This is a genomic window from Ligilactobacillus salitolerans, assembly GCF_003864415.1.
In the GTDB taxonomy this organism is placed as follows: domain Bacteria; phylum Bacillota; class Bacilli; order Lactobacillales; family Lactobacillaceae; genus Ligilactobacillus; species Ligilactobacillus salitolerans.
Window position 1 is genome coordinate 37,416 of the sequence record NZ_BFFP01000001.1, and the last position, 24,903, is coordinate 62,318.

Here is a 24,903-nt window from a genome sequence, read left to right on the forward strand (position 1 = left end):
ACTATGTCGTCGGCGGTCCTGTCAATAACGGGGGTGTCGTTTTCCGGTGGGTCCGTGATAACCTCTTTGATGCCGAAAAAAGTACCGCTGAGTTACTGCACCAAGATAGTTATGATTTGCTGACCAAGATCGCTTCTCAGGTCCCAGCTGGTTCTGAGGGGCTGATTTTTCACCCATTTTTGGGCGGTGAACGTGCTCCGCTCTGGGATGCCAACGCACGCGGATCGTTTTTTGGCTTAACTCAGCTGCATAACCGAACGCACATGGCACGGGCGGTTCTAGAAGGGATCGTTTATAATCTTAATTCGGTACTGCTTGCGGTTGAAGAAGTGGTCGGCAAGCCCCAGACGATCCTCGCCACTGGCGGTTTTGCGCGTTCTCAATTCTGGTGCCAACTACTTGCGGATGTTTTCGGCCGGCCAGTCACCATTCCCCAAGCGTTTGAATCTTCTTGCCTGGGTGCAGCTGTGGTTGGTCTAAAAGCCGTAGGAATGGTCCAAGACTTCAACATTGTGACAAAGCTGGTTGGCGCCACAAATGTTTACCAGCCAGATCCAACTAACCATGCGGTTTATCAGGAAATGATCCCTATTTATAACCAGCTGACACAACAACTAAGCCCGCTTTATGGAAAGATCGCGCAGTTTCAAAAAGAACATGCACACGACTAAGCGTCGCTGCTGTCAACTTGCGTTAATACCAAGCCCAAAAAATTAATATCTCAAAGGGAGAAAATAACCAATGCCCAAAAAATTTTATATTGCAGCTAGTTTTAAGGAAAAACAAACAGTCAATTATTTAGCGAAAACTCTAAAAAGTCATGGCTTACAACGAACCTATGACTGGACCAAAAATCAAAGAGCAGCCACACTCAGCGACCTGACGAGGATTGGGGAGGAAGAATATCGCGGCGTGTCCGAGAGTGACTTCTTGCTTTTTATCTCCCCAGCGGGAAAAGGGGCTAATATCGAATTTGGCATCGCTGCAGGATTGAAAAAACCAATCTACATCTTTGATAAAGGCGGCCAAATTAACGATTTTGAAAATACTAGTACTTTTTATTTTTTAGACAACGTAACTCGTTACAGTGGCAATTTAAATGAATTTATCGACCTTGTCTTAGAAAAAGAGTTAAAGCAGCCTACTGTGCTTCACCCAGATGCTTAACGAGAACTCTGACATTCCCCTGCAAAACGCTAACTAATTGCTTTAATTAGCTGCCAGGTGCTAAGCTTAGATCACGCACCAGCTTCTTCAGTGTGCGGATAACTGGTTTAATATTATCAAATATATTTATCATCCAGGAGGACAAACATGTCTCAGATTGAGATACATAATCTAAACTATATCGTTGATGGACAAACCATTTTGAATCACATCAACTTAACTATCGACCAAGGAGAAATTGTCACGATCTCCGGCCCATCCGGCAGCGGAAAAAGCACCTTGGCCAAGATGATCGCCACTCTCCTCTCACCAACATCAGGGGAGATTTTTTACTCTGGCAAAAACATCGAACAAGAAGAACCAGTGCACTTTCGGCGCAAAGTTTCCTATGCAATGCAGCAGCCAACGCTGTTTGGGACAACTGTCCGGGAAAATTTGGCTTTCCCCTACCAGATTCGTAAACAGGAATTTGATGAAGATCGTGCGCAGGAATCTTTAAAGAGCGTTGGTTTGCCCGCAAATTATCTGGACCGCGAGATCAAGAATCTTTCTGGCGGTGAAAAACAGCGCGTAGCTTTGTTGAGAAACATCATCATTCTGCCTGAAACCCTAATTTTAGATGAAGTGACCGCTGGTTTGGATGCGGATAACCGCCAAATCATTTACGATTTGATCAACAGACTGCAGCATCAAGGACTAACGATCATCATCGTGACCCATGATCAGCAAGAAATTACGCAAGCTAAACGTTTGATCACAATGGCACACGGACAAATTAAGGGGGATGAAAAGCATGAACTTAGCCGTTAATAATCAGGGCCTGCTGCTGGCCTTTTCACTGGTCTTGATCACGATGTTCATCGCTTATAAAGAAAAACTCGAAATTAATAAGGACCTGATCATCAGCGTCCTGCGCGCCATCGTGCAATTATTTTTAGTCGGCTACTTGTTAAAGTATGTCTTTAAAGTCAATAATTTCATCGTGACGCTTGCCCTAGTTCTAATTATTATTTTTAATGCCAGCTACAATGCAATGAAACGCAGTCAGGGCATGGAACACAGCTTAAGGACCTCTTTTTTAGCAATCTTCATCAGTACCGGTGTCACCTTATCTGTTTTGATCGGTGTTGGGACCATCAAGATGATTCCCTCCCAGTTGATCCCAATCACCGGGATGATCGCCTCTAATGCCATGGTTGCGATCGGCATCTGCTATAAAAACCTCAACCTGGCTTTTCGTGATCAAAGACAGCAGATTCAGGAAAGATTGGCTTTAGGTGCTGATCTGAAAGATACTTCTTTGCCGATTTTACGGGAAACCATTAAAATCGGAGTCCAGCCAACGATCGATTCCGCCAAAACAGTGGGCATCGTCAGCTTACCAGGCATGATGTCTGGACTGATTTTCGCTGGTGTCGACCCCGTCCATGCGATCAAGTATCAAATTATGGTGACCTTTATGCTTTTGTCTACCACCAGCATCGCCTCTTTCATTGCCTGCTACTTGTCATACACTTCTTTTTTCAATGAAAGAAAACAACTGCGCTAAGAGCTTTGTTCCCTGATTGTGGTCTCAGTGCCGCTTTCAAGTTATACTATGTTCTAAAAGCTTCAACTCTATATAAAACGAGGAGTGTTTTCATGCAATTGAACCGCAAACATGTGATCCGGACCGCATTGATCGTTGCTGTCTTTTTAATTTGCTTAATTTACCCAGCTCAACTTTTTGCCGCTTTCACTGCTTTATATCAAGTCAGCCTGCCATTGATCATTGGCGGTACTCTGGCTTACTGTATCAACCTGCTCAGTATGCGCCTTGAACACATCTTTTGGCCGCATGCCAAGAACAAGGCAGCCAATGCACTCCGCCGGCCAATGGCGATCTTAATTTCGCTCTTACTGATCATTTTAATTATCACCGGTGTGTTAGGGCTGATCTTGCCGCAGTTTATCTCTGCGATCAACGGCTTCTTTACCAGCCTGCCTAAAACGATCGACCAACTAAACCAGTGGCTGAAGCAGTCAGACCAAGCTGCACTTTTGACAAATCAGCTTTCAGACGCACAGATCGACTGGACCAGCATCCAAAAGAAAGTCATGCGTTACGCCTCAAGTGGAGTTTCAGGGCTGTTCTCAAGCTCGATCTCTCTTTTTGGCAGTTTGATCTCTGGCGTCTTCAACTTTGTTTTGGCTTTCATCTTCGCCCTGTACTTAGTTAGCGGTAAAGAACGTATCGGGAATAGACTTGAACGTGTTGGCAATGCTTTTTTGCCAGCCAAATTTATGCGCAACTGCCGTTATGTTTTGCATGAAGCTAATTTAATGTTTTCTAGTTTCATTATTGGTCAGGTGCTTGAAGCATTCATCTTGGGAACCCTTTGTGCACTGGGGATGTGGGTATTCCGCTTCCCAAATGCTGTCTCAATTGGTGCGTTAATTGGAATGACTGCGTTGATCCCGATGGTCGGCGCATTTATCGGCGGCACAGTTGGCTTTGTACTGATCGCAGTCTCTAACCCACTGCAAGCGGTGCTGTTTGTTGTCTACTTGATTTGCTTGCAGCAGATCGAAGGCAACCTGATCTACCCGCGCGTAGTCGGCGGTTCCATCGGCTTGCCCGGGATCGTAGTTCTGACAGCGATCACTGTTGGTTCTGGTCTTGGCGGTGTGGTCGGCATGCTGCTGGGAGTCCCGATCGCGGCGACTGCCTACCGCTTGATCCGCAACGCTACTTGGCGCAAGGAAGGCAAAACGATTAAAGACTAATGTTTTTTAGGAATAATATTGCTCAGTGCTCTCCTGATCCCTCGGAAAAGCACTTCACTAGGGGGCATCTTATCTAGGGTATATAATTATAGTCAGGATTAGTTAGCGCTTACCGTTAACTTGGCAAACAAAACCCACTTCTTTGCCCAAGGCAGTCATTTGCACGGTTTAGCTCTTGCCGTTCTGAATGAATTTCTCTATCTTGCTCTTAATACTTAGACTTAGCACACAAGCTCCTCTGTGATTTACCGCTATCTGATCAGCCAAAAAACAGTCGAAAATCGCTTTGCGAAAGAGAGGGTAAAATTAATGAAAGTATTACTTGTAATTGATCTGCAAAACGGTGTCTGCCATGAAGACGGCACGATTTACAATTTTGATAACCTGATCACAGGGGTTAACGCGCGGATCAAAGAATATCGGGACAAAAAACTGCCAATTATTTTTGTCCAGCACAATGACCCCGGACTAGTCGCGGGCACAAAAGAATGGGAACTCGTCCCTGAACTGGACTTTCAGGAAGGCGACCCAGTAGTTCAGAAGACCCACCCAGATTCGTTTTATAAAACTAACCTCCAAGAACTGCTGACAGATTTAGACGCGACAGAAATTGAGATCTGCGGCGCACAAACTGAGTATTGCATCGATGCCACCACCAAAGCAGCCTTTGACCGTCACTATCAGCTCAGCATGCAGGAAGGCTTGTCTTCCACCTATGACAATGACTTTATGACGGCTAAAGAAACGATCGACTTCTTCCAGGGGATCTGGGACCATCAGTATTTAACTTTGGAAAAACAATAATTTGATTACTTGTCACAAATAGCCCAACTCGTTAATTTGAGGTGGGCTATTTTCTGTCATCAAACCAATGCTTATTTGCCCACAGATTTAAATTACGTTACACTGGCCGTATTCCTAAGAATTGAGGTGGGCTTATGGTTGACTGGAAATATGCTGGGATCCGTCTGCTGATCAATGTACCTTTGGTCGCTGCTTGGTTTGTATTAGCTTATGCCAAAAATTCTTGGTTGGTGATCCTAGGGTTTTTACTGTTATTTGCTGCTTTTGTCTGCGATACTTTTTTGCTGGGTAAGAAATCTCCTTATCAAGGCAAGAAACGGAAATCGACTGTGCGTTATTTCGACGGTATTTTCCGAATATCGGCAGTTTGTCTGGCGCTAATAGTAATTTGGCTATTCCCAGATAAGAGCTCTTCTTTTTCTATCTTCAACATGGTCTTCCCACTGCTGCTTGTCTTAACTGATGTAATACCGGCTTTGTTTACCAAACAAAAAGAATAGTGTATTGCAGCCCAAGCCAAAAACTACTAAAATTTCCCTGAAAAAGGAACGATTTTTTAATGGAACAAAAAGTATCACCTATCAAAGATTCCAATGTTTTAGCTAAAGTTCAACAATGCTTATCTAGAGGATTTTAAAACCTGCCGCCGCAACTACACGATTTTTCAGGTGGGCAAGACGACTTTGTTGCGTGTGAGCGATATTCTCCGGTTTACTCGGGCGGGATCCTTTGACGAGCAAGGAAATGTAGCCAGAATACGTTTCTCCACGACCACAAGGCCAGCAAAGCCAACCGTTTATACTTAAAACTAGTCACCGGGGATCTTTTAGCTTATCAAAACTGGCTCCGGCAAGAAAATTTAGTCTCGCCATAGCTCTTTTCTTCACTGCAGCACCTCGACAGGCACATTAACAAAAAACAGTTTTATAAGATCGTGGCCAAAGTTGGCAATCTCCTCAATATTAGACTACCTAGGGAATCTATACCATGTGCAAAGCTGGTGCTTATCAGGTCTACATTCAGTCTAATTGCAATATCGGTTTGGTCATGCACCTGCTTAACCACAGCAGTATAGTTATGACCTTGGCTTATTTAGGATTAAATCAGGTTAGTACCGAAGAGATGCTAGATAGTATCGATTTTGGTTAAATATTTGTAAAGTACTGTGACCAACATTATCATGTAATTCAAAAAATTATATTGGCTTTCCAAAGGTAAATTCATAACCATAATAAAATTTCTTTAGGAAGATTAGTTATTGAAATTTCAATAAAATCCTCTTTTGAAACTCCAGACAGATTTTCTGGATAAGTGACGTTAAAGATACTTCCTAATCCAGCTAAGTTATTTATGCACTCAAATGCAAAATCCAGGTTGTAAACAAAAAGTGTTACTTGTTTTTCTGATTCAACTAAGTCCCATAACTTTTTGTTAGCTTCTGGTAGACTAAGCATTTTTTTTAACGCTTTTACTTTGCTTTTCATATTAAAACTTTCCTTTAAAAATTAGTATTTGGACCGAGAATTTTTGCTGCTTTACCGTTTGACAAATATACTATGCCGTTCAGAGTAACATGTCCATGCTTTCCCACGTTAGGAACCGTTCTTTGACTCGACCAAGTTTTTCCTAAACTGTTTCCACCTAACTTCATTGTTCTCCTTTTGCCATTTGTATACTTGATTGTGAGAGTTCCTGACTAATGATATGGAATTGAGCCCTTTGGGTTTAAGTAGATACCAACTGTTCGCCCTGATATATGCCAAACTTTTGATGTACCACCATCCCCATAAGCAGTTGTTCTTAAATTACCAGAAGTTATTTCTCCAAGCTGAACCGTTTGATTTGCCATTGGTTCAACCGTATCTGCTTGAACATTCGGCGAGTAAAAAAATAACACATTTAAAAACATGAAGGCTGTTACTATTCCCATCAGAATCTTGTTTTGTTGCTTCTTTACTACTTCATCCTTGAACATAAAATCCACTCCTTAAGTTATATTTAAATCTTATCTATAATTTTACCCATTGTCTGGCGACACAGGGAGCAAGTATCGATTGCCCCCTAGCAAATATTAGTTGCCCCCGCGTCAAATCAACGTTTCTAATGATATGATTTTAGAAAATGGAAAGCAGGTGTTTTTATGAGTCTAGGAGAATTCTTAAAAAACTCACGTCAAAGTTGCGCCCTTTCACAGAACAAGGTGGTCGCTCAGTTACATATTTCTCGTCAAGCAATTTCTGCTGGCTAAACTGGTCCATGGGGAATCACTCCGTTGTATTTTGGTTTTGGCGATTTAATCATACGGGGAAGGCGTTCCCTTTTCAATTAGAAATCTCAATTTACACAAACTATTTTATACTCTCATTATCCATTTTTCCTATAATATAAATTTTTAATATTGACTTTACGTAGAAAAAACCAGCAAGAGCAAACGCAAAAATATTTCATTCACGTTCACTCTTGCTGGAGCTGTCTAAAATTCAATCTTAACTGGTACTAACTTTGCCAGTTACATTAAAAATTCTAGTTAATTTTTCTCTTCGGATTCATGATGTTCATAGGGTCAAAGAGATTCTTTAGCTGGTGCTGCAGCCGGTCGACAGTTCCGCCTAACTCCACGTTATTCCACTGGTTTTTCGCCATCCCCACGGCATGTTCGCCAGAGATCGTGCCGCCAAGATCCAAAGCCTTGTGAAAGAGCCGGCGGGTTGCTTCGATGACTACTTGCGGTGCTTCTTCCTGTTCATTCCACAACAAGGACGGATGCAGATTGCCGTCGCCGGCATGCCCGGCCGTGTAAATATCAACACCCAGCTCTTCACCCACTTCAGTAATGTAATCCGCCATTTCAGCCAACTTAGACAACGGCACCGCCATGTCTTCCATGATGTGGTACTTGCTCTTGGAGAAAACAGCTGGCAGCATATCCTGCCGTAATTTGATCAGGCTTGCAATTTCATCCGGATCATCTGTCACTTGAATGCCCCAAGCATCATGTTTTTCCAAGATCTTTTGTGCCTCTTTTTCCTCGATCTCGCTGGCACCATCAAAGCTGAACAGCAGCAATGAGGATGATTCGCTCTTACTGTAGCTGGTATGCTCTAATTCATCCAAGGCCAAAACTGTCTTGCCATCCATGGCTTCCAGCATGGCCGGATTCAAACCAGAATTGCGCAAGTCGGCAACACCGCGTGCCAAAGCCGCCATATCCTTGAAAATGCGATCCCTGTAATTTTTTTGCCCAGCGGCTGCGGGAAAAGTTTGACCGTGATCTCAGTCACGATCCCCAGGGTTCCTTCAGAACCAACAAATAATTGTGTCAGGTCGTAGCCAAAGGCCTGTTTAAAGGTCCGGCCGCCTAAACTAATTTCTTCGCCGCTCTCCAACATCACTTTCAAACCCAGTACAGAATCTTTCGTGGCGCCATACTTAACGCCGCTCATTCCGCCGGCATTAGTAGAAACGTTGCCGCCGATCGACGACATTGGCTTGGAAGCCGGATCTGGTGCATAAAACATGCCTTGCTCCCGCGCAGCCGTATCAAGTGTCTGATTGATCACGCCTGGTTCAACCACCGCGACAGAGTCTTCCTTGCTGATCTCTTTAATATGATCCATCCGAGCCGTTGAGAGGATCAAGGCATCGTTGATCCCATCTGCTCCGATCACCGTACTCGTGTCTGCACCTTGTGGAACAATTGGTAAATGGAACTTCGTCGCTGTCTTGACCACGCCGCGAATGTCTTTTACGTCAGCCACCGCGATATAAGCCAAAATATGCCCATCAATTTCGGTTTGTGCATTCCCATTGGCTGCGTGTTTAGCTGCGACCTCATCGTCCAGATGGATCTCAGCGTGCGGTGCGTTTTTTTTCAAAAAATCCAAAATTTCGTTGTTACTGTAAGCTGAAAAAATTGCCATGCTGCATTGCTCCCTTTCTGTAAACCTTCGTATTAGTGATAATCTAAATTCATTCTCTGGATAAACTTACTTTTTGTAAGTTATCTATAAAACTACTGTAATCTTTTTTCCCCAAAAATGCAAGGTCCTTTTTGAAAATTATTTAACTAAAAATTTATTATTAAGTTGTGCTCTCTATCAAATTTATTTTTATACAACTAACTAAAATTAAATTTAGCTGAAAAAATACTTCCATTTTATAATTTAAGGTGCTAAAATTACGATAAATAAAGTCAAAGGCCATCAAAAAGACAAGTAGGATCTTGAGCACTGCCAGGGAGTTGGGAGTAAGTGGAAACCCAATCAGTCCGCCGCTATCTGAATAACACTTTTTGTGCCGCATGCCCAAATGAGCTGCTCAGAGTAGGTTTTGACGTAGTCGGTCCGTTACCACCGAAGCGTATGTTAGTACGTGTTTAAGATGTTTATGCTCGGGCATAAACTAAATTGGGTGGTACCGCGAGTCCTTCGTCCCTTCATTGGGATGAGGGGCTTTTTTTGTTTCTGTCAAACCCAATTGTTTCACGTGAAACAGTTCCAACTTTTGAGGCCAGCACTTCATTTGAACTACAAGTTTTAAATTTATAGTGTGAAAGGAAAGATTTATATGTCAACCATTTTCCCCCAAGATTATCAACCAACTTTGTCGGTTAGAAAAACTGAAGAGGCTATCCGTTATATCAGAGAAACTTTCCAAGATGAATTCGGCAAACAAATGCACCTTTCTCGCCTCTCTGCACCAATGTTTGTCAGTCAAACCACTGGCTTAAATGACAACTTGAACGGTGTCGAAACACCGGTCTCCTTTTCTATGCAGGCTTTACCTGGACAGACGATCGAAATTGTTCATTCCTTAGCCAAGTGGAAGCGTGATGCCTTAAGACGCTATGGTTTCGGGATCCACGAAGGTTTATATACAAACATGAACGCGATCCGCAAAGATGAAGTCCTAGATAATTTTCATTCGATCTACGTTGACCAATGGGATTGGGAAAAGGTCATCACTAAAGAAGAACGGACACTTGCGACCTTGGAGTCTACTGTTCAACAGATCTTTACTGTGATCAAGCACATGGAAGACGAGGTCTGGTACAAATACCCGGACGCCGTTTATCATCTGCCAAAGAAGATCCATTTCGTTACGACTCAAGAATTAGAAGACCGTTACCCAACACTCTCCCCCAAGGAACGCGAAAACGCGATCTGCAAAGAATTAGGTGCTGTCTTCTTGCTCCAGATCGGCGGCGCTTTAAAGAGCGGCAAACGCCATGACGGTCGGGCACCAGACTATGACGACTGGAAGTTAAATGGTGATATCTTGTTCTGGTATGAGCCGCTCCAATGTGCCTTAGAAATTTCTAGTATGGGAATCAGGGTCGACGCTGCTGCATTACAAGAACAGCTAGAAGTTGCGGGTGCAACAGACCGCCTGAAATACCCCTACCACCAAATGATCCTTCACGACCAAATGCCATTTACGATCGGCGGCGGGATCGGGCAGTCACGCTTGTGCATGCTGCTGTTAGGCAAGGTCCATGTCGGCGAGGTTCAAGCAAGTGTTTGGCCGCAAGAACTGGTCGCTTCCTGTGAACAGCACAATATTCACCTGCTATAAGTGAAATGCGGGCTATTAAAATGTGTTTTTTGCCTAGTGTTGACAATTTCTGCAACTTGGCTAACTTTATTTAGGTAAAATTATCAGATAAAATGTTTTATACAATTTAAATTGTAATATTTTTGTAACTCGCTCACCCGTTGAAAGTGTTATACTGGAAAACATTGAGGATCGCAAGGCGATTCGATATTCGCCTGGGTGTGTAGTATTCGCTCTACGTTCCCAGAGCTAACATTATTTTTACATAAAAAAAGTCGGTCATCTGACCGGCTTTTTTTGTATCTTTTCTATTTAACAGGTGTTTTTTGCGCCAGCGAACTTGGCTCACCGTTGATCCGTTTCTCGGCAAAAAAGTAAAATACCCAGGCAACTAGGCCAAAGAAAACCGGTCCAATGATCGTCCAAAAAGCAGTTTGATAATCGTGTTCCATTAAAGGTTCAACACAAGTAAAACCGATCCCCCCGACCAAAACAACTAAAATAAGTGCTACGATCAAGTTCGTCCACTTGGAATTAGTAAATATCTCATAGGGACGATTCAAGTCTGTCCGTTTTTTGAAGAACGGAAAAGCTCCAACTAAGAAGAGGTACGGGAAAGTGGTCGAAACATTCGCCATGTCAGTCAAAATCGTATAGAATTTCTGCGCTGCTGAACCGCCAAAGGCAACTAAGAAAATAAAGAGGGCCACGATCCCCATCTGCAGCCACATCGCATTAGCTGGCATGTTATGCTTGTTCATTTTCGTTATTTTGGCTGGCCATAAACGCGGATCCGAACCCAAGATGAAAGATTTAATTGGTGAATAAACCAAAACGAAGAAGGCACCTAGATAGCCCATAAACATTCCGATCCCAGCGAAGCGAGTCATGATCCCGCCCAAAACGATCCCAGTCGCGTGACTCAGGCCCAAAGCACTCCCCAGCTGCACACCAAGATTATTCATCAAAATATAAGTAATGTTACCTAAATTAACTTCAAAACCGCTTAAAACTGCCTTCCAGTTTGTAGAGATCCCCCAGAAAAAGATCATCAAGGCATACCCAACAGTGATAAAGATCGTCGAAATAACCAAAGCCTTCGGGAAGGTTTTTTCCGGCCGGTCGATATCATCCATAATTCCGCCCATCGATTCCATTCCGCCATAAGCAAAGACAGCGTAGATCACAAATGAGATCAAGGCCATCGAACTGCCAAAGCCTGGATTAGGTGAGCTAAAGAAACTGCCGGCACCATGCAGAGGTTCGGCAAGTGCCCCGCCATTACCGATCCAGACAACTAGACTAGCAACCAAGAACAAAGCATCTAAGATCACAATACACATTCCGCCTAAGGATGATATCTTCGCAATGAAGTTCATCCCGTGGGTAGTCGTATAAGTGACAAATAAGATCCAGATGATCCCTAATAAACCAATCGTCTGCGTCGCATTCAACCCAAATAAACTCCAGGTCTGGGTTGCATCATGTCCAAAAATCATCGCTGACAGTGGGATCCAGACCTTAGAAGAGGTCGAAACTAGCCAGACGATCCAAGATGAAAGCCAGATGAACGTCCCAATAAAGGCGGCTTTTTCACCAATTGAACCTGCCAGCCACGAATAGATCCCGCCCTTGGCCTCCTTAAACGCTGAGCCGTATTCAGCAAACATCAAAGAACTCGGCAAAAAGAAGAGCAAGGCCGCAAGAATATACCAGAAGATGCTGGCATAGCCCATCTGATAATATGCAACAGTTGTATTCGCAAAACCAAAAATCGACGAAAAAGTCATCATAACTAAGCCGCCAGTTCTGATTTTCTTTGTCTTTTCCAAGATAAACACTCCTAAAATATGTATATTCAAAATTCACTGTGAATATTTCCAGGTCAAGTATTTCAACGACGAACTGCTGTAAAACCTGCCCTTTTTATTCAGCTTTATTCCTAATACTGATTTTTTATTCATTTGTGACTGAGGAAAAGTATAGCACTGCTGCTGACCAGATATTCAAAAGCAAGTGATTTTTTATGCAATTAGCAGAGAATTTTAATACATTACGCCGCAAAACTAATTTAGTTGTCATTAAATTGCAACACATTATACGCAACTCTTTCAACAAATCAGGTCAATGCGTTTTCATTGAACCATCAACCCTTCCGTGATAGGGTAAAGCTAAAATTTTAAAGGAGTGTTCCCCTGTGGCAAAAATACGTCCTGACCAGCCCGAAGATGGCATCACCTTCAAGACTGCCTTGCTGTCTTGCTGGAAGAAAACCTTAAATTATTCGGGTCGTGCTTATGTTAGCGAATATTGGTATGTCATGATTTTCAACATTATTATGGCCTTTGCTGTCCTCCTTGCCGGACCGCCTTTACTGACTAATTCTTCTGCGGGAAAAAAGCTTCTTTTCTATGTTCTTTTAGGCTGCATCGCAGTCTTGCTCGGCATGCCTTCCATTGCCTTGACCGTGCGCCGCTTAAGAGACGCAGGTATCTCTGACCTTGGGATCTGCTGTTGGTTAATACCACTCGTCTTCCTTCCGGTCTTACGTGCAAGTTCTCTTGGCTGGCTTAACTTTTTCATCTCAGTCTTTGGGATCTTTGAGCTCTACATCCTTTTAGCCCCGACCAACAAGTACGTCACTCAAACAACAACGGGTTGGCGCAGACTTTTTTTACGGCACACAAAATAAAAGCTGCAGCATCACTGACTTTTTCTAGCCAGAGATACTGCAGCTTCTTTTTATTGTTTTTGTGTCAAATGACCATCTTCAATTTCGTATAAATGATCGGCAAAGCCTATTAAACGCAAGTCGTGAGTCACTACGATGACCGCTTTATTATATTTGACTGCTAAATTTTTCAGCAAAGTCCCCACTTCTTTGACGCGCGAACTGTCTAAAGCCGCAGTCGGTTCGTCGGCTAAAATGATCGCCGGATTCGTATACAAGGCACGGGCAATTGCCACGCGCTGCTGCTGACCGCCTGAAAGTTCACCAGGATATTTATCCAGCAGCGAGCTGATCCCTAAGGTTGCTAAGATCTCATCATTTTCTGCCGGTGAGACGTTGCCCTTTGGCCGCACCTTTTTAACAAACTTAAACTGGTCTGCCACTGTCAAATAGGGCAGAAGCTTGTAGGACTGCAACACAAAGCCGATCTCATCTAAGCGTAAGGCATCGCGTTGTTTTTGTCCCATCTGATCGTACCTTTTATCATTCACAGTTACTGTCCCGCTAGTCGGAGTCAATAAGCCGCCCATAATAGCCAGAAAAGTACTTTTGCCAGAACCCGATGGCCCACTGATCACGCTCAGTGTTCCAGCATCAGCCGCAAAGTTAATTGCATGCAAGGCCTGGAACTTGGCAGAACCCGTCCCGTAAAAATGGTCAACATCTTTAATTGCAATTGTGCTCATCGCTTTATCCTCCAATCACCTTGACAGGGTCAACATTCAAGACACTCTTGAGTGAGACCAGACTGCCTAAAAGCCCCATCACTAACAATCCGACACCCGCAGACACCAAAATTGGGACATCAAATGACATCGGAACTGTGACTGGCATCAGCACGGCCGTTAAAGCCGTCAATAAACCGCCTGCTAAAACTCCGCTGACCACCAGCAAGAAAGACTGCGAGATCGTCGCCCCGGCTAAAACCTTGCCCGGGATCCCTTGAGCCCGCAATACGGCGTAGTTGGGCAGCTTTTGCATCGTTAAAATATAGAGGAAAACGGCAATGATCACGAGCGAGATCACCATCAAAAAAGCGATCATCATTACAAAAGTGCTATTTTGCGCGGTGTATCCTGGCAATTTATTAATGATCTGCTGTTTAGTATAAGTTTGAACACCAGTCTGATCATTATCGTACTTGGCATTCTTAGAAACGACCGCACTTGCTGTCGGCCCTGCCCCTTGTGTGCCGATGCCGCGCAGTGCTTTCCAGGTGTCAAGCTGGCCGTAAAATACCGGCGCAATATTCAGCTTGGCATTTTCAACAAAGCCGACGATCTTGTATGGCGTTGTGCTGCCATTCAGGTAGAGGGTACTATTAAGTTTAAAGCCCTTGTCCTTTAAAGAAGAATCAACGACCAGTTCATGAGGACCGTTGACCTTGTGCCCCTGACTGATTTTCAAGTTGCGCGCGATAAACTGTTTTTCTTCCAAACCGACAAAAACAGCAGAAATCTTTTTCTTAGCGGCATTTTTAGCCACCACAGACGTTTCTCCGAGATATGCCTCTTTATCTGTCAATTGTCCAGCTTGTTTTTTTGTCACTAGTGATTGCCGCATATCAACGTTAGAATTAACATTGAGCGCGACTTTATTAATGCCCCAAGAATTGATGGCGGCAGTGTTTTCCCGGGCTAAGCCCAAAGCTAAACTAGTCAAAATAAAAATCAAGTAGCCAATCAAAACGATCATTACGATCACTAAACCTGACCGAAATTTCTCTTTTTTGATCTCCTTTAATGCTAAAAACATTTTAATTCCCTTCTGCCCTATAATTTCTGCAAGGCTGCCTTTAACTGACCCAGCCGAACATCCAGCGCAGCCGGATCAAGGACCACATCTCGTACTGTCTGGTGGTATAAGACCTTGAAAGCCCACTTATCTGAGTCGATCTGAGTTGCTTTACTTCCTAAATAATTTTCATTGTGGAGATAATACATTTTGATAAACTTACGATAACCCGCCTGCTGCGTTTCGGTAATAAAAGCAGTGATCCTTTGCAGATAAAAATCAATATTTTCAGTGGTCGGTTTGGCAGGCATTTTCTGATGGATCTCTGCTAATGCAAAGTCAAAGGCATACTGGTAGGCGTCGGTCAGATCTGCAAAATATTTGTAAAAAGCACCACGGGCGATCCCTGCCTCTTTTACGATCCGAGCAACTTGAGCCTCAGCCAAAGGATACTCCTCGAATTCGGTGAATAAGGCTTGCCTGATGCGAGCCTGCTTGTCATGCGGTAAATTAGTAAAGGTTGCTAAAACCATCTGAATACTCCTTTCGGATTAAAGTGACACGGTGTCAATATGGTCATTATACATGATAGTGACACCGTGTCAACACATTGGGTTTATCTTTGCAACAAAAAAAGCCTGTCCCTCTGCTTTTGCTTTGGACAAGCTTCTCATAAAACTATTCTTCTTCACTCTCTCTTGCAGCAACGTCTGGGACACTTCCAACTTGCGTCTTAACTAACCCGATCAAAAACTTCAGATACATGACCAGAACATAGGTCACACCAATTATTGCTGCGATCAGCTCCAACCTAGCAAGCAAAATCAGACTTGAATTAACTTGCAAACGGGTCAAAAGGGTGGTCAAAGCAGTAGCTGAAATGACTAGCGGGAAAGTAAACGCCGCAAAACTCGGATAAAAATCAAACAGTGAATGCCGCCCAGAAAAATAAATTTTTCCTAATAAAACCAGGGTCGCAATGTACAAAGACTGTGCGAATATGCCTAAAGCGACTGCAAAAATCTGGTTGATACTCGAGAAACTATTCAAGTACCCTGTCAGACACAATGATGCGGGGGCCGCAATGATCGTTAACAGCGGTAAAGCTCCCGCGGGAAGTTTTGAATGCCGAAAAAGCCGCAGGAAAACAATTGGAAAAACGAGCAGATACAAAGCAAGGGCCAGCCAGAAAAAGATCTGTCCAATCATTGGAATAAACAGCTTAGCGCTGACTGGGATCACTCCTAACCCCACAAACATTACGAACCAACTAGGATAAACCTCAGTTAAGGCTGGTTTTCTAGCCAGCAGGTTTACCCAGATAAAAGCCGCCATGATCGTCAGGTGACCAAGAATTGCTGCCAGCCAGAGAGCCAGTGCAAAATGAGTCCAGCCCCACCGTTGCCAATACATTGCTATCAGCATCAAGGCCATCGTAAAAGTCGGCAGAGTACCAGATTTCAGCGGATCCAGCAGCTCTTGGTAAACACTGGCAAAGGATAGACAAACCTTAACTAAAATCACAGCCATGAGCAGCATACCAATGAGCCCCAAAAAATTACCAACCGCACTAAATCCCGTCATTAGCAATAAGTTGCCTAAGGACTCCAGCCCCAAAATCAAGCCGCAAAGGGCCATCGGAACTCGTTTCAAAAATTGCATCATTCTCTCTCCTCCACAAAAAGCTTTATCTTTAGTATAATTTCATCAAAAGAATAAATAAAATTGATTATTTCTATCTTTTAAATAAATATTTTCTATCATAAAGGAAGTGCGCTGATGCATCCATTTCTAAAAACCTTGATCTTAGTCTATGAAACACGAAGTTTTTCTTTGGCTGCCCAGGAACTTTTCGTAACTCAACCAACTGTATCCAACCAGATCCAACAACTGGAAAAAGAGGTCGGCCGGCCTCTTTTCGTTAGGGGACACCACCGTAAAGTTCAGCCGACTGCAGCGGGTAAATTACTCTATCACCAAGCTCTCAAGTTACAGGACATGTGGAATCACACGCAAGACAGACTGAGCCATATTACAGAACCGGACCGCCGCTTGATCCGGATCGGCTTTTCGCAGACCGTTTCCCAGCTCTTAGCCCCTAAGTTCTTACAACTTGCTCAAAGCTCACTGCCAACGTACGACTGGCAAGTCAACGTGGATAATTCTGACCACATTGCGGCACTTTTAGCTCAAAAAAAGCTCGACGTCGGCATGGTCGAAAAGCCCCTGGCTGCCCAACCGGAACTGTTAACACGAAAAAAGATCGCCAGCGATGAACTAGTTCGGGTTGGAAGAAAGACCGGTATCTGGCTTGTGAGAGAACCCGGATCCGGCATTGCTCACTATACTAACCAATTTTTCCAAGAGTACGCTGTAGTCCCTCAAAAAAAACTGCAAATTAACCGTAACGAATTAATTTTGGACCTGGTTCAACAAGGTTTGGGAGAAACTATTATGTCTAAAAGCATCATCCCGCCAGAATTATCCAGCACCAGCCTCAACCAGCACTTTCAGAGAACATTGTATAGTCTGACTGCCAAAGAACTGGATCGCAGCATTGCTGAAAAAATTAACGCTCTGCTCAGCCAATGTGCCCAATCTCCAAAATAATCGTTCTAAAAAAGAGTTGGCCCACTATCCTAGATTTGGATAAGGTGCCAACTCCTTTTTCATGCGGGCAAAACTAACCGTGGTTATTTTTCAGCTGTTTGAACAATAAATTTAACCTGATCACCCGCATCGACCCCATACACATGCTGGGTCGGGTCTTCGTCTAACGGACCAAAATCAAAAATTGTTCCATCCTCAGTTTTCTCAATATTGCCAAGCCTGCTTAACAGTAATTTAGACAACGAATGGACGATTTCACGGCTAGCCTGTGCTTTTTCGGCAGCGGCGGGCAAAGTATAGCCTTCATCCATAAAAGCCTTGATGATCCTGATAAGCGGAATCTGCCCAATTCCCAGCTTGATAGCGCCATTGTCAGCCTTAACCGTTGATAAATAGCCGCTCTTGATCCAATAACGGACCTGCGTATCAGTGACTTCACTAGCCCGAGCTGCATCTCTGATACTCAATAAAATTTTATCCGGCCGAATGATCTCATGCAACCTTTTGCCATATTTACTAATTTCTTCCATATTCCTCTCACATTCTTAATTTTGTATTCTACTGGAATTTTATAACATTGTTTCATCCTCTCTATTATTACCATAAAAATGTAACCGTATCAACTTTTTAACAAACAATATTAAATAGTTGACAAACAAAAGCAAATAATTTATATTGGAACTTATCCTTATTATTGAGAAGCAAAAACAGCAGCCGGTCTTAATTACCAGTACTAGCTTTGCTTGATAAAACTGCCGAGCTAGTAGTGTTAATTAGGCTGCTGCTTCAAGAGAGACTTCGTCTATAAAGGAAAGAGAAATGAAAGAAGGAATATCACGTGTCACAATCTAACGAACTGACTAGCTTTAAAAAGACCATGATGATCATCGTCTTGCTTGTCGGTACATTTTGTACTGTTTTAAACCAGACACTGCTTTCAACAGCCTTGCCGAAGTTAATGTCGACTTTCGACATTTCGACTGCGACTGTTCAGTGGCTCACGACTGGTTTTCTGATGGTCAATGGGATCATGATCCCACTCTCAGCTTACTTAGCTACCACCATCAATACTAAGTGGCTCTATATCGGCGCCATGTCAATTTTCTTAGGAGGAACAATTTTAGCATATGTTGCTCCTAGTTTCGGAGTCTTGCTAGCTGCCCGTCTGATCCAAGCACTAGGTGTTGGGATCACAATGCCGTTGCTGCAGACGATCATGCTTTCAATTTTCCCCGCACAGTCACGTGGTGCTGCCCTTGGTCTGGTTGGGATCGTTATTGGTGTCGCCCCAGCTATTGGGCCGACATTATCCGGCTGGATCATCGATCAGTATACCTGGCGTGATCTCTTTGGCATGATGATCCCGATCATGGCGGTCGTTTTGATCCTGGCTTTGTTCTTTATGCAGCCAGTCATTAAAACTAAAAAGCAAAGTATCGACTGGTTGTCCTTAGTTCTTTCAACCTTTGGCTTCGGCGGTCTGCTTTACGGCTTTTCCGCTGCCGGTAACGACGGTTGGGGTGCAACCAACGTTCTCGTCGCTTTGATCGGCGGTGCTATCGTTACAGCCCTCTTCGTTTGGCGCCAACTCGTAATTCCAAAGCCATTCTTGGAACTGCGTGTCTTTAAGACCGGTGAGTTTACTTTAGCTGCTATCTTATCTTCGATCGTGATGATCGCCATGCTGGGGGTCGAAACAGTTCTGCCGCTTTACTTACAGATCGTCCACGGCATGAGCGCCTTGAATTCAGGCTTGACCCTGCTGTCAGGTGCCGTTGTCATGGCTGTGATGAGTCCAGTTACAGGTCGAACATTTGATATGCTGGGCGGCAAACGTTTGGCTACCTTAGGATTGACGATCTTAGCACTGGCAACCTTGCCATTCTTATGGCTGACCATCGATACTCCAACGATTTACATCGTCTTCTTGTATGCAATCCGGATGTTTGGGATCTCAATGGTTATGATGCCGGTCACAACTTCTGGTATGAACGCATTGCCGAACTCATTGATCGCTGATGGTACTGCTTCAAATAACACGGTTCGCCAGGTCGCTTCATCGATCGGTTCTGCTATCATGATCACCTTATTAACTAATGTTACGGACAATGCTGCTCCATCCAAGCACCTCTTGCATGCTGCTCCATTAAGTTACAAGCATCAATATCTGACTGCGACTCTTGATGGCTATCACGCTGCATTCCTCTTTTCACTGATTTTCGCTGTGATCGGGATCGTTCTTGCCTTCTTCTTAAAGGATCATCAAAGTTCCAATGATTTGTCTGAGCAGGCTTTGAACAACAAAGGCGGTGATGCTGCATGATTTTAGCTACATTAGTAATTGGTGCTCTTTCAGCATTCATCTGTTACGTTTATATCAAGCCCGTTGTCTGGCGGGTGATCGGGACTTTGATCTCAGCAGTGATCTTGATTGGTTCTTTGGTCCTTTTGGCCTTGAACAGTCACGAACATTACGGGATGCATAAAGTGACCTCGACTAAAGTCGTCCAAGTCTATCCGGCTAGTTCCAAAAACAACATGAATATCATGATCTATCAACCGGTTGGCTCAAACGGCAAGGAAACAGTGCAAATTTACAAGGAAACTAAGAATCAAAAGAAACCGAGTCACACCCAGGCCAACGAATATACGGTTGCTAACAACCATATTCAGCGGACAAATGCTAAAACGGCAACTTTGACGGTCAAAGAAACGCGCTGGAAGTTTAAGTCTAAGACCTATAAATTCTGGTTTGGTGTTTCGGGACTACAAAATAAATTGGTCAAACGAACCAATACCTTTAAACTGCCGCAAGACTGGCTGCATCTGTCTACGACCCAAGTCAAAGCTTTACAAAAGAAGCTGGCAGGGATGAAAACTAAAGCTGGCCAAGCTAAGGTCAAGGCTCAAGCACAACAATATGTTCAGCAACAGCTCAAGGCTGCTATCATGAAAGATCCAAGTCTGGCAACAGACAAGGCTAAGCAAGCAGCCCTCGCTAAGCAATATGCCGCACAGTTCCAGCAGCAACTGATCAAAAAGGCCGTCGCTGACCTCAAATAAAATAAAAACTCAGTAAGAAACCTTGTTTTGACAACGTTTCTTACTGAGTTTTTTATTGCGATTTTTGTTTTAGACGTCTGACCAGCCAAATGATCACCCCGGCTGCGACTGCAACACCTAGAATCACATACAGCCATTCATCAACGACAGTCAGCATCTGGCGCCAAGCCTTGCCGGCATAATGACCAACATTGATCAGGAGAAAGTTCCAAGCCAGCGTTCCGCCGATCGTCAGCAGACTAAATTTTCCCAACGGATATTTAGTCATCCCCGCTGGAATTGAGATCAGGCTCCGGACCACGGGTACACAACGGCCGAACAAGATCGCCCAGCCGCCCTTTTGATTGAAGAAGCTGACTGTTTTATCAATATCTGCTTCTTTCAACCGGATCAGCTGACCGGTCTTACTGCGGGCAAAGCGTTTGAGCTGCTTAGAACTTAAGAGCCTGCCCACACCATATAAGATGAGCGCCCCAATATACGCACCCACGGTCGCAGCAAGAGTTGAACCGCCAATTGTCAGCTGCGTATGCAAAGTCGAATAGCCGGCAAAGGCTAAAACGACTTCGGAAGGGATCGGCGGAAAAACATTTTCTAAGGCAATCAAAAACATGATGCCGAAGTAACCATACTGATCGATCGCATTAGTGATCATCTCTGTGTTCAAAAAATATCCCCATTTCTTGCTTTTGTATCAATCATACCAAGAGCAAGTAATGGCAACAACTTTTAGGAGGTAAAGAAAGTCTTAACTTATTAATAATGTTCCTTTCATCTAAATTTTTAAAGCTATTTTAGTATAGAGCAGGATCTCAGGTTCTAAAATCCAAACATCAAAATTGACTGTACTCCTGCACTGCCTGTATAGTTCAAGTTGACTTTAATACTCCGAGGAGGTTCATCATGCAAATTACGCTCACTCAATTTACTCACCCGACACCAACACACTACCAACTCTTAATAACAGCCGATCCCGAAAAAGCGGTCATCGATTCATATCTTTCGCGCTCGTTCTGTTATCAAGCGACTCAAGATGACCAGTTGATCGGAGTAGTAATTTTACTGCCAACTCGACCAAGAATTTTAGAGATCGTCAATCTTGCCGTCGCTGAAGACTGGCAAGATCAGGGGATCGGCACGCAATTACTGACCTTTGCCGAAACGTTCGCCCGGCAAAATAACTATCTTTCACTGGAGGTTGGTACTGGGTCAACTAGTTTCGGTCCGCTTCGCCTCTACCAAAAGTTTGGCTTCCGTATTACTGGTGTCGACCGTGATTTTTTCACCCGCCACTATTCCCATGAAATCAAAGAAAACGGACTGCTTTTAAAAGACATGTTGCGACTTGAGAAAATTCTTTAACGACAGAAAAAAGCACGTGCCAGTCGCCTAACACATGCTTTCAACTTATTTGACTTTAATTTCTTTCCAGCCTTGACTCATGCCAGCCGGATTCCAAACATAGCCGCTGATATTAGTCCGCCATAACTGGGCTGTTGCCGGTTGGTAAAGCGGAATGACACCTTGTTCTTGCATCAAGATCTTTTCTGCATCGACCAGGTCCTGGTAACGCTGCTGCTTGTTATTGGCATCGGCAGCACCTGAACGCTCGATCAGCTTGTCGTATTGGTCATTGTGCCACTTGCCGCTGTTAGAGGAACTATCGGAGGTCAATAGATCCAAGAAATTGATCGGATCTGCAAAATCCGCACCCCAGCTGGCAACAACCAGGTCGAAGTCCCCACTGTCTGCCCGTGACATCCGGTTTAATTTTGGAACGTTATTGACGCTCACCGTCAGACCTGGCAATTCACTTAAGGAACTTTGAATATACTCGGTCACTTTTTTGCTGGCATCAGTATCATCACCCAAGACTGTCAGGTGCAGCTTCTTTTGACCAACTTCTTTCATACCCTGTGTCCATAGCTTTTGTGCGTTCTTTTTATTATATGAGACACCGTCTTTCACGTAGGCATCATTGGCAAAATCCGCATTGGTCTTCGGATTCCGGTAGAAGTTCGTTGAAACAAAGCCTTTTGGAACCGTCGAGCCATCATGTAAGACTTTATCAGCTAACTTCTTGCGATCAATTGCTTGCGACAAAGCCCGCCGGATCTTGAGGTTCTGCAAGGCTTTGACTTTTTGCTGGTTTAAATGCATGTACGTCATTGAGCCGCCGGTGTAAACTTGATAATCCTTGCGATTTTTCAGGTTGGCAACATGCGAACCGTCGAGTGTAGTGACATCCAGCTTCTTTTGCTGGTATAGATCATAGCCAGTCGATGGGCTTTTGAGCACACGCAAGTTGATCTTTTTCAAATGAACATTTTTCTGATCCCAGTAGTTTGGGTTTTTGACCAAGGTCCACTTTTCATTTGTTCCTTTCCATTTAGTCAGCTTAAAGGGACCATTCGCCGTCATCTTAGCGCTAGATGTTCCATAGTCCTTGCCGAACTTTTGCACAGACTTTTCTTGTTGCGGGAAGAAAGTTGGAAAGGCCAGCAGCTCTTTGAAGTAAGGTACTGGTTTGTCCAATGTTACTACCAGCTGATTTTTACCAACTGCCTTAACTCCCAACTGGTCTGGTTGAGCCTGCTTTTTTTGAATGGCAGAGAAGTTTTTGACCCCTTCGAATAAGTATGAATATCCTGCAGCAGTCTTGGGGTCTGCCGTTCTGCGCCAAGCATAAACGAAGTCCTGAGCCGTTACCGGCGATCCATCAGACCATTTATCATCACTGCGCAGCTTAAAGGTATATGTCAGCCCATCACTTGAGACCTTGGAGCTTGTCGCCAAAGCATTCTCCAATTTATTATTTTTACCCAAACGATATAATCCTTCACCAGTATGATAAAGCTGTGTCAAAGCCACCGATTCTTCCGCCTTTGACGGATCCATGATCGAGATCTCAGATGGTGTGCTTAAATTCAACACATTTTTGTCCGTAGCTGCTGAATTTTGCTGGTTGTTCTTGCCGCAAGCCGCTAAAGCCAAAACAGCAGCTGCAGTTAGAGTAATTTTTCCTAACCGCATCAAGTATTTGTTCATGTTATCCTCCCATAAGTAATTCTCATGATTTTTCTCGACAATTCACTTCCTTTTTATAATAACATACAAAAGGTAAGAGAACCTAAAATAACCAGTCAGAACAATCACTTCAATGTTCGTTCAAGCAAAGACATTTTGCTCATGTCAAAAAGGGATTAAAATCTCTAAAATAATATAATAGGGGGAACGAGGTGTCTCATGACTAAATATTTGGCAATTCTTCTTTTGATTACACTCGCATTGGTAGGCGTTGGTGTTAAGAACCAAAATAAAATTATGTTGCGGCTATCGGCAGCCGTTTTGGGGTTATTGCTTTTGTTTGTCATTTGGATAATATTTGTGCTTATACCCTCAATGTAAGTATATTCAACTCACGCAAGAGATTTCTGCTCTGAAACTTTAGATACTAATCACGCGCAAATAATATTTCCCGGGAAATAATCCAACACAAGGATAAGTTTATTCACCAGCAGACAGCAGAAAAATAAATTTATTCTAACAAATTCCACTCCTCTAAGCGTATAATCTGAATTAGAGAAAAAGATTTAAGATTTTCTGGGTACCGCTTAGCATATTTGTTACACTAAACGATCATAGAATACAATACTAGTCATTAAGGGAGTCAAATTTTGATCACATTAAAATCACAACGCGAAATTGAAGGAATGCAGCATTCTGGCGCGATCCTAGCAGGAGCACACTTAATGCTGAAAGATAAATTACACATCGGCATGGACACTTGGGAAATCGAACAATTAGTTGATTCTTATATCCAAGCTCATGGAGCCGTTGCTTCAGAAAAAGGAGTCGATGGCTACAAGTACGCCACCTGTATCAGCATCAACGATGAGGTTGCTCACGCAACTCCGCGTAAGGGCTTAAAACTAAAGAACCATGATGTCGTCAAGGTCGACTTTTGTGTCAATTGGCATGGTTACCAAAGCGATTCTGCCTGGACTTATGTCATCGGTGAATCGACGCCGGAGATCGATAAACTCCTTGAGGTAACTCACAAGGCCCTTTACTTGGGAATCGAGCAGGCTCAAGTTGGTAATCGAGTTGGCGATATCGGTTATGCCATCGAAAACTACGTTGAACGCCAACACCACATGGGCGACGTGCGAGAACTGATCGGTCATGGGATCGGACCTTCTGTCCACGAAGCACCAGATATCTACCACTATGGCAGTCCGCACCGCGGGTTGCGCTTAAAAGCCGGGATGGTGATCACGATCGAACCGATGGTCAATGCTGGCGGAGCATGGCAGATCGATACAAAAACTGTTCCCGAAACTGGGTGGGAATACTATGTTTCGGCTGATCGCAGTTTATCAGCCCAATTTGAACATACTCTTGCGATCACTAACGACGGTCCCAAGATCCTGACTTCACAAGATCCAGTAGGTGATCACAAGTATCTTTTGTAA

At 43.7% G+C, this 24,903-nt stretch carries 25 protein-coding genes and 2 pseudogenes; 16 read left to right on the top strand and 11 right to left on the bottom strand.

Translation table 11 applies throughout. The annotated features are described in order from the left end of the window. The 8 genes and pseudogenes from LFYK43_RS00220 to LFYK43_RS00255 all read left to right on the top strand — a co-directional run. Positions 1-671 (top strand): FGGY-family carbohydrate kinase (locus tag LFYK43_RS00220; protein WP_268226776.1); only part of this gene is annotated, 671 nt, incomplete at its 5' end. Between the two features lie 70 nt (positions 672-741). Continuing rightward, entirely contained in the window at positions 742-1,167 is a 426-nt protein-coding gene (locus tag LFYK43_RS00225) for a nucleoside 2-deoxyribosyltransferase (protein WP_124974252.1), read from the top strand. Between the two features lie 147 nt (positions 1,168-1,314). Then, positions 1,315-1,977 carry an ABC transporter ATP-binding protein gene (locus LFYK43_RS00230; RefSeq protein WP_124974254.1) on the top strand — a complete coding sequence of 221 codons (663 nt, stop codon included), beginning with the start codon at positions 1,315-1,317 and terminating at the stop codon, positions 1,975-1,977. Then, entirely contained in the window at positions 1,961-2,716 is a 756-nt protein-coding gene (locus LFYK43_RS00235; protein ID WP_124974256.1) for an ABC transporter permease, read from the top strand. The genes LFYK43_RS00230 and LFYK43_RS00235 overlap by 17 nt, the downstream gene beginning before the upstream one ends. 92 nt (positions 2,717-2,808) lie before the next feature. After that, on the top strand, positions 2,809-3,933 hold the full coding sequence (locus LFYK43_RS00240; protein ID WP_124974258.1) for an AI-2E family transporter: 1,125 nt from the start codon (positions 2,809-2,811) through the stop codon (positions 3,931-3,933). 309 nt (positions 3,934-4,242) lie between these two features. Beyond that, positions 4,243-4,737 carry a cysteine hydrolase family protein gene (locus tag LFYK43_RS00245; RefSeq protein WP_124974260.1) on the top strand — a complete coding sequence of 165 codons (495 nt, stop codon included), beginning with the start codon at positions 4,243-4,245 and terminating at the stop codon, positions 4,735-4,737. A gap of 134 nt (positions 4,738-4,871) precedes the next feature. Further along, entirely contained in the window at positions 4,872-5,237 is a 366-nt protein-coding gene (locus tag LFYK43_RS00250) for a hypothetical protein (protein WP_124974262.1), read from the top strand. Between the two features lie 59 nt (positions 5,238-5,296). Then, positions 5,297-5,886: pseudogene (locus tag LFYK43_RS00255) on the top strand (site-specific integrase). Positions 5,887-5,957: 71 nt separating this feature from the next. Here the strand turns inward: LFYK43_RS00255 and LFYK43_RS00260 are convergent. After that, positions 5,958-6,221 (bottom strand): hypothetical protein, encoded by a 264-nt coding sequence (locus LFYK43_RS00260; RefSeq protein ID WP_124974264.1) that lies wholly within the window; start codon positions 6,219-6,221, stop codon positions 5,958-5,960. A 212-nt stretch (positions 6,222-6,433) separates the two neighbouring features. Next, positions 6,434-6,712, bottom strand: coding sequence for a hypothetical protein (locus LFYK43_RS00265; protein WP_124974266.1), 279 nt, complete (start codon positions 6,710-6,712; stop codon positions 6,434-6,436). Between the two features lie 165 nt (positions 6,713-6,877). On the opposite strand from LFYK43_RS00265, the gene LFYK43_RS12670 reads away from it, so the two are divergent. Then, positions 6,878-6,985, top strand: coding sequence for a RodZ family helix-turn-helix domain-containing protein (locus tag LFYK43_RS12670; RefSeq protein ID WP_174713938.1), 108 nt, complete (start codon positions 6,878-6,880; stop codon positions 6,983-6,985). A gap of 275 nt (positions 6,986-7,260) precedes the next feature. Here the strand turns inward: LFYK43_RS12670 and LFYK43_RS00270 are convergent. Then, positions 7,261-8,657 (bottom strand): annotated as a pseudogene (locus LFYK43_RS00270) (FAD-binding oxidoreductase). 646 nt (positions 8,658-9,303) lie between these two features. Here LFYK43_RS00270 and asnA point away from each other — a divergent pair. Beyond that, on the top strand, positions 9,304-10,311 hold the full coding sequence (gene asnA, locus LFYK43_RS00275) for an aspartate--ammonia ligase (RefSeq protein ID WP_124974267.1): 1,008 nt from the start codon (positions 9,304-9,306) through the stop codon (positions 10,309-10,311). A gap of 287 nt (positions 10,312-10,598) precedes the next feature. On the opposite strand, the gene yjeM is transcribed toward asnA, so the two are convergent. Continuing rightward, entirely contained in the window at positions 10,599-12,122 is a 1,524-nt protein-coding gene (gene yjeM, locus LFYK43_RS00280; RefSeq protein ID WP_124974269.1) for a glutamate/gamma-aminobutyrate family transporter YjeM, read from the bottom strand. Positions 12,123-12,487: 365 nt separating this feature from the next. On the opposite strand from yjeM, the gene LFYK43_RS00285 reads away from it, so the two are divergent. Then, the gene (locus LFYK43_RS00285) at positions 12,488-12,982 is read left to right on the top strand and encodes a DUF805 domain-containing protein (RefSeq protein ID WP_124974271.1); all 495 of its coding nucleotides are present in this window, start codon (positions 12,488-12,490) and stop codon (positions 12,980-12,982) included. Positions 12,983-13,032: 50 nt separating this feature from the next. On the opposite strand, the gene LFYK43_RS00290 is transcribed toward LFYK43_RS00285, so the two are convergent. The 4 genes from LFYK43_RS00290 to LFYK43_RS00305 form a co-directional block, all read right to left on the bottom strand. Continuing rightward, positions 13,033-13,707: an ABC transporter ATP-binding protein gene (locus tag LFYK43_RS00290; RefSeq protein ID WP_124974273.1), complete on the bottom strand. Its 675-nt coding sequence runs from the start codon at positions 13,705-13,707 to the stop codon at positions 13,033-13,035. 4 nt (positions 13,708-13,711) lie between these two features. After that, positions 13,712-14,776 carry an ABC transporter permease gene (locus tag LFYK43_RS00295; RefSeq protein ID WP_124974275.1) on the bottom strand — a complete coding sequence of 355 codons (1,065 nt, stop codon included), beginning with the start codon at positions 14,774-14,776 and terminating at the stop codon, positions 13,712-13,714. Positions 14,777-14,793: 17 nt separating this feature from the next. Continuing rightward, on the bottom strand, positions 14,794-15,288 hold the full coding sequence (locus tag LFYK43_RS00300; protein WP_124974277.1) for a TetR/AcrR family transcriptional regulator: 495 nt from the start codon (positions 15,286-15,288) through the stop codon (positions 14,794-14,796). A 145-nt stretch (positions 15,289-15,433) separates the two neighbouring features. Further along, positions 15,434-16,420, bottom strand: a complete 987-nt coding sequence (locus LFYK43_RS00305) for a TDT family transporter (protein WP_124974279.1) — start codon at positions 16,418-16,420, stop codon at positions 15,434-15,436. 114 nt (positions 16,421-16,534) lie between these two features. On the opposite strand from LFYK43_RS00305, the gene LFYK43_RS00310 reads away from it, so the two are divergent. Continuing rightward, positions 16,535-17,365, top strand: coding sequence for a LysR family transcriptional regulator (locus LFYK43_RS00310; protein ID WP_124974281.1), 831 nt, complete (start codon positions 16,535-16,537; stop codon positions 17,363-17,365). An 83-nt stretch (positions 17,366-17,448) separates the two neighbouring features. Here LFYK43_RS00310 and LFYK43_RS00315 read toward each other — a convergent pair whose 3' ends face one another. Further along, positions 17,449-17,895, bottom strand: a complete 447-nt coding sequence (locus tag LFYK43_RS00315) for a MerR family transcriptional regulator (RefSeq protein WP_124974283.1) — start codon at positions 17,893-17,895, stop codon at positions 17,449-17,451. Positions 17,896-18,242: 347 nt separating this feature from the next. Here LFYK43_RS00315 and LFYK43_RS00320 point away from each other — a divergent pair, with 347 nt between their 5' ends. Continuing rightward, positions 18,243-19,688, top strand: a complete 1,446-nt coding sequence (locus LFYK43_RS00320; protein WP_124974445.1) for an MDR family MFS transporter — start codon at positions 18,243-18,245, stop codon at positions 19,686-19,688. Next, positions 19,685-20,428, top strand: coding sequence for a DUF4811 domain-containing protein (locus LFYK43_RS00325; protein WP_124974285.1), 744 nt, complete (start codon positions 19,685-19,687; stop codon positions 20,426-20,428). Before LFYK43_RS00320 ends, LFYK43_RS00325 begins: the two co-directional genes overlap by 4 nt. Before the next feature lie 52 nt (positions 20,429-20,480). Here LFYK43_RS00325 and LFYK43_RS00330 read toward each other — a convergent pair whose 3' ends face one another. Further along, a complete protein-coding gene (locus tag LFYK43_RS00330; protein WP_124974287.1) occupies positions 20,481-21,095 on the bottom strand; it encodes a DedA family protein in 615 nt (204 codons plus the stop codon). 236 nt (positions 21,096-21,331) lie between these two features. Between LFYK43_RS00330 and LFYK43_RS00335 the strand changes: the two genes are divergently transcribed. After that, positions 21,332-21,790, top strand: coding sequence for a GNAT family N-acetyltransferase (locus LFYK43_RS00335; protein ID WP_124974289.1), 459 nt, complete (start codon positions 21,332-21,334; stop codon positions 21,788-21,790). Positions 21,791-21,835: 45 nt separating this feature from the next. On the opposite strand, the gene LFYK43_RS00340 is transcribed toward LFYK43_RS00335, so the two are convergent. Continuing rightward, positions 21,836-23,476: a peptide ABC transporter substrate-binding protein gene (locus tag LFYK43_RS00340; protein WP_229717823.1), complete on the bottom strand. Its 1,641-nt coding sequence runs from the start codon at positions 23,474-23,476 to the stop codon at positions 21,836-21,838. A 629-nt stretch (positions 23,477-24,105) separates the two neighbouring features. Between LFYK43_RS00340 and map the strand changes: the two genes are divergently transcribed. Then, complete coding sequence (gene map, locus LFYK43_RS00345; protein ID WP_124974291.1) at positions 24,106-24,903, top strand: type I methionyl aminopeptidase; 798 nt, start codon at positions 24,106-24,108, stop codon at positions 24,901-24,903.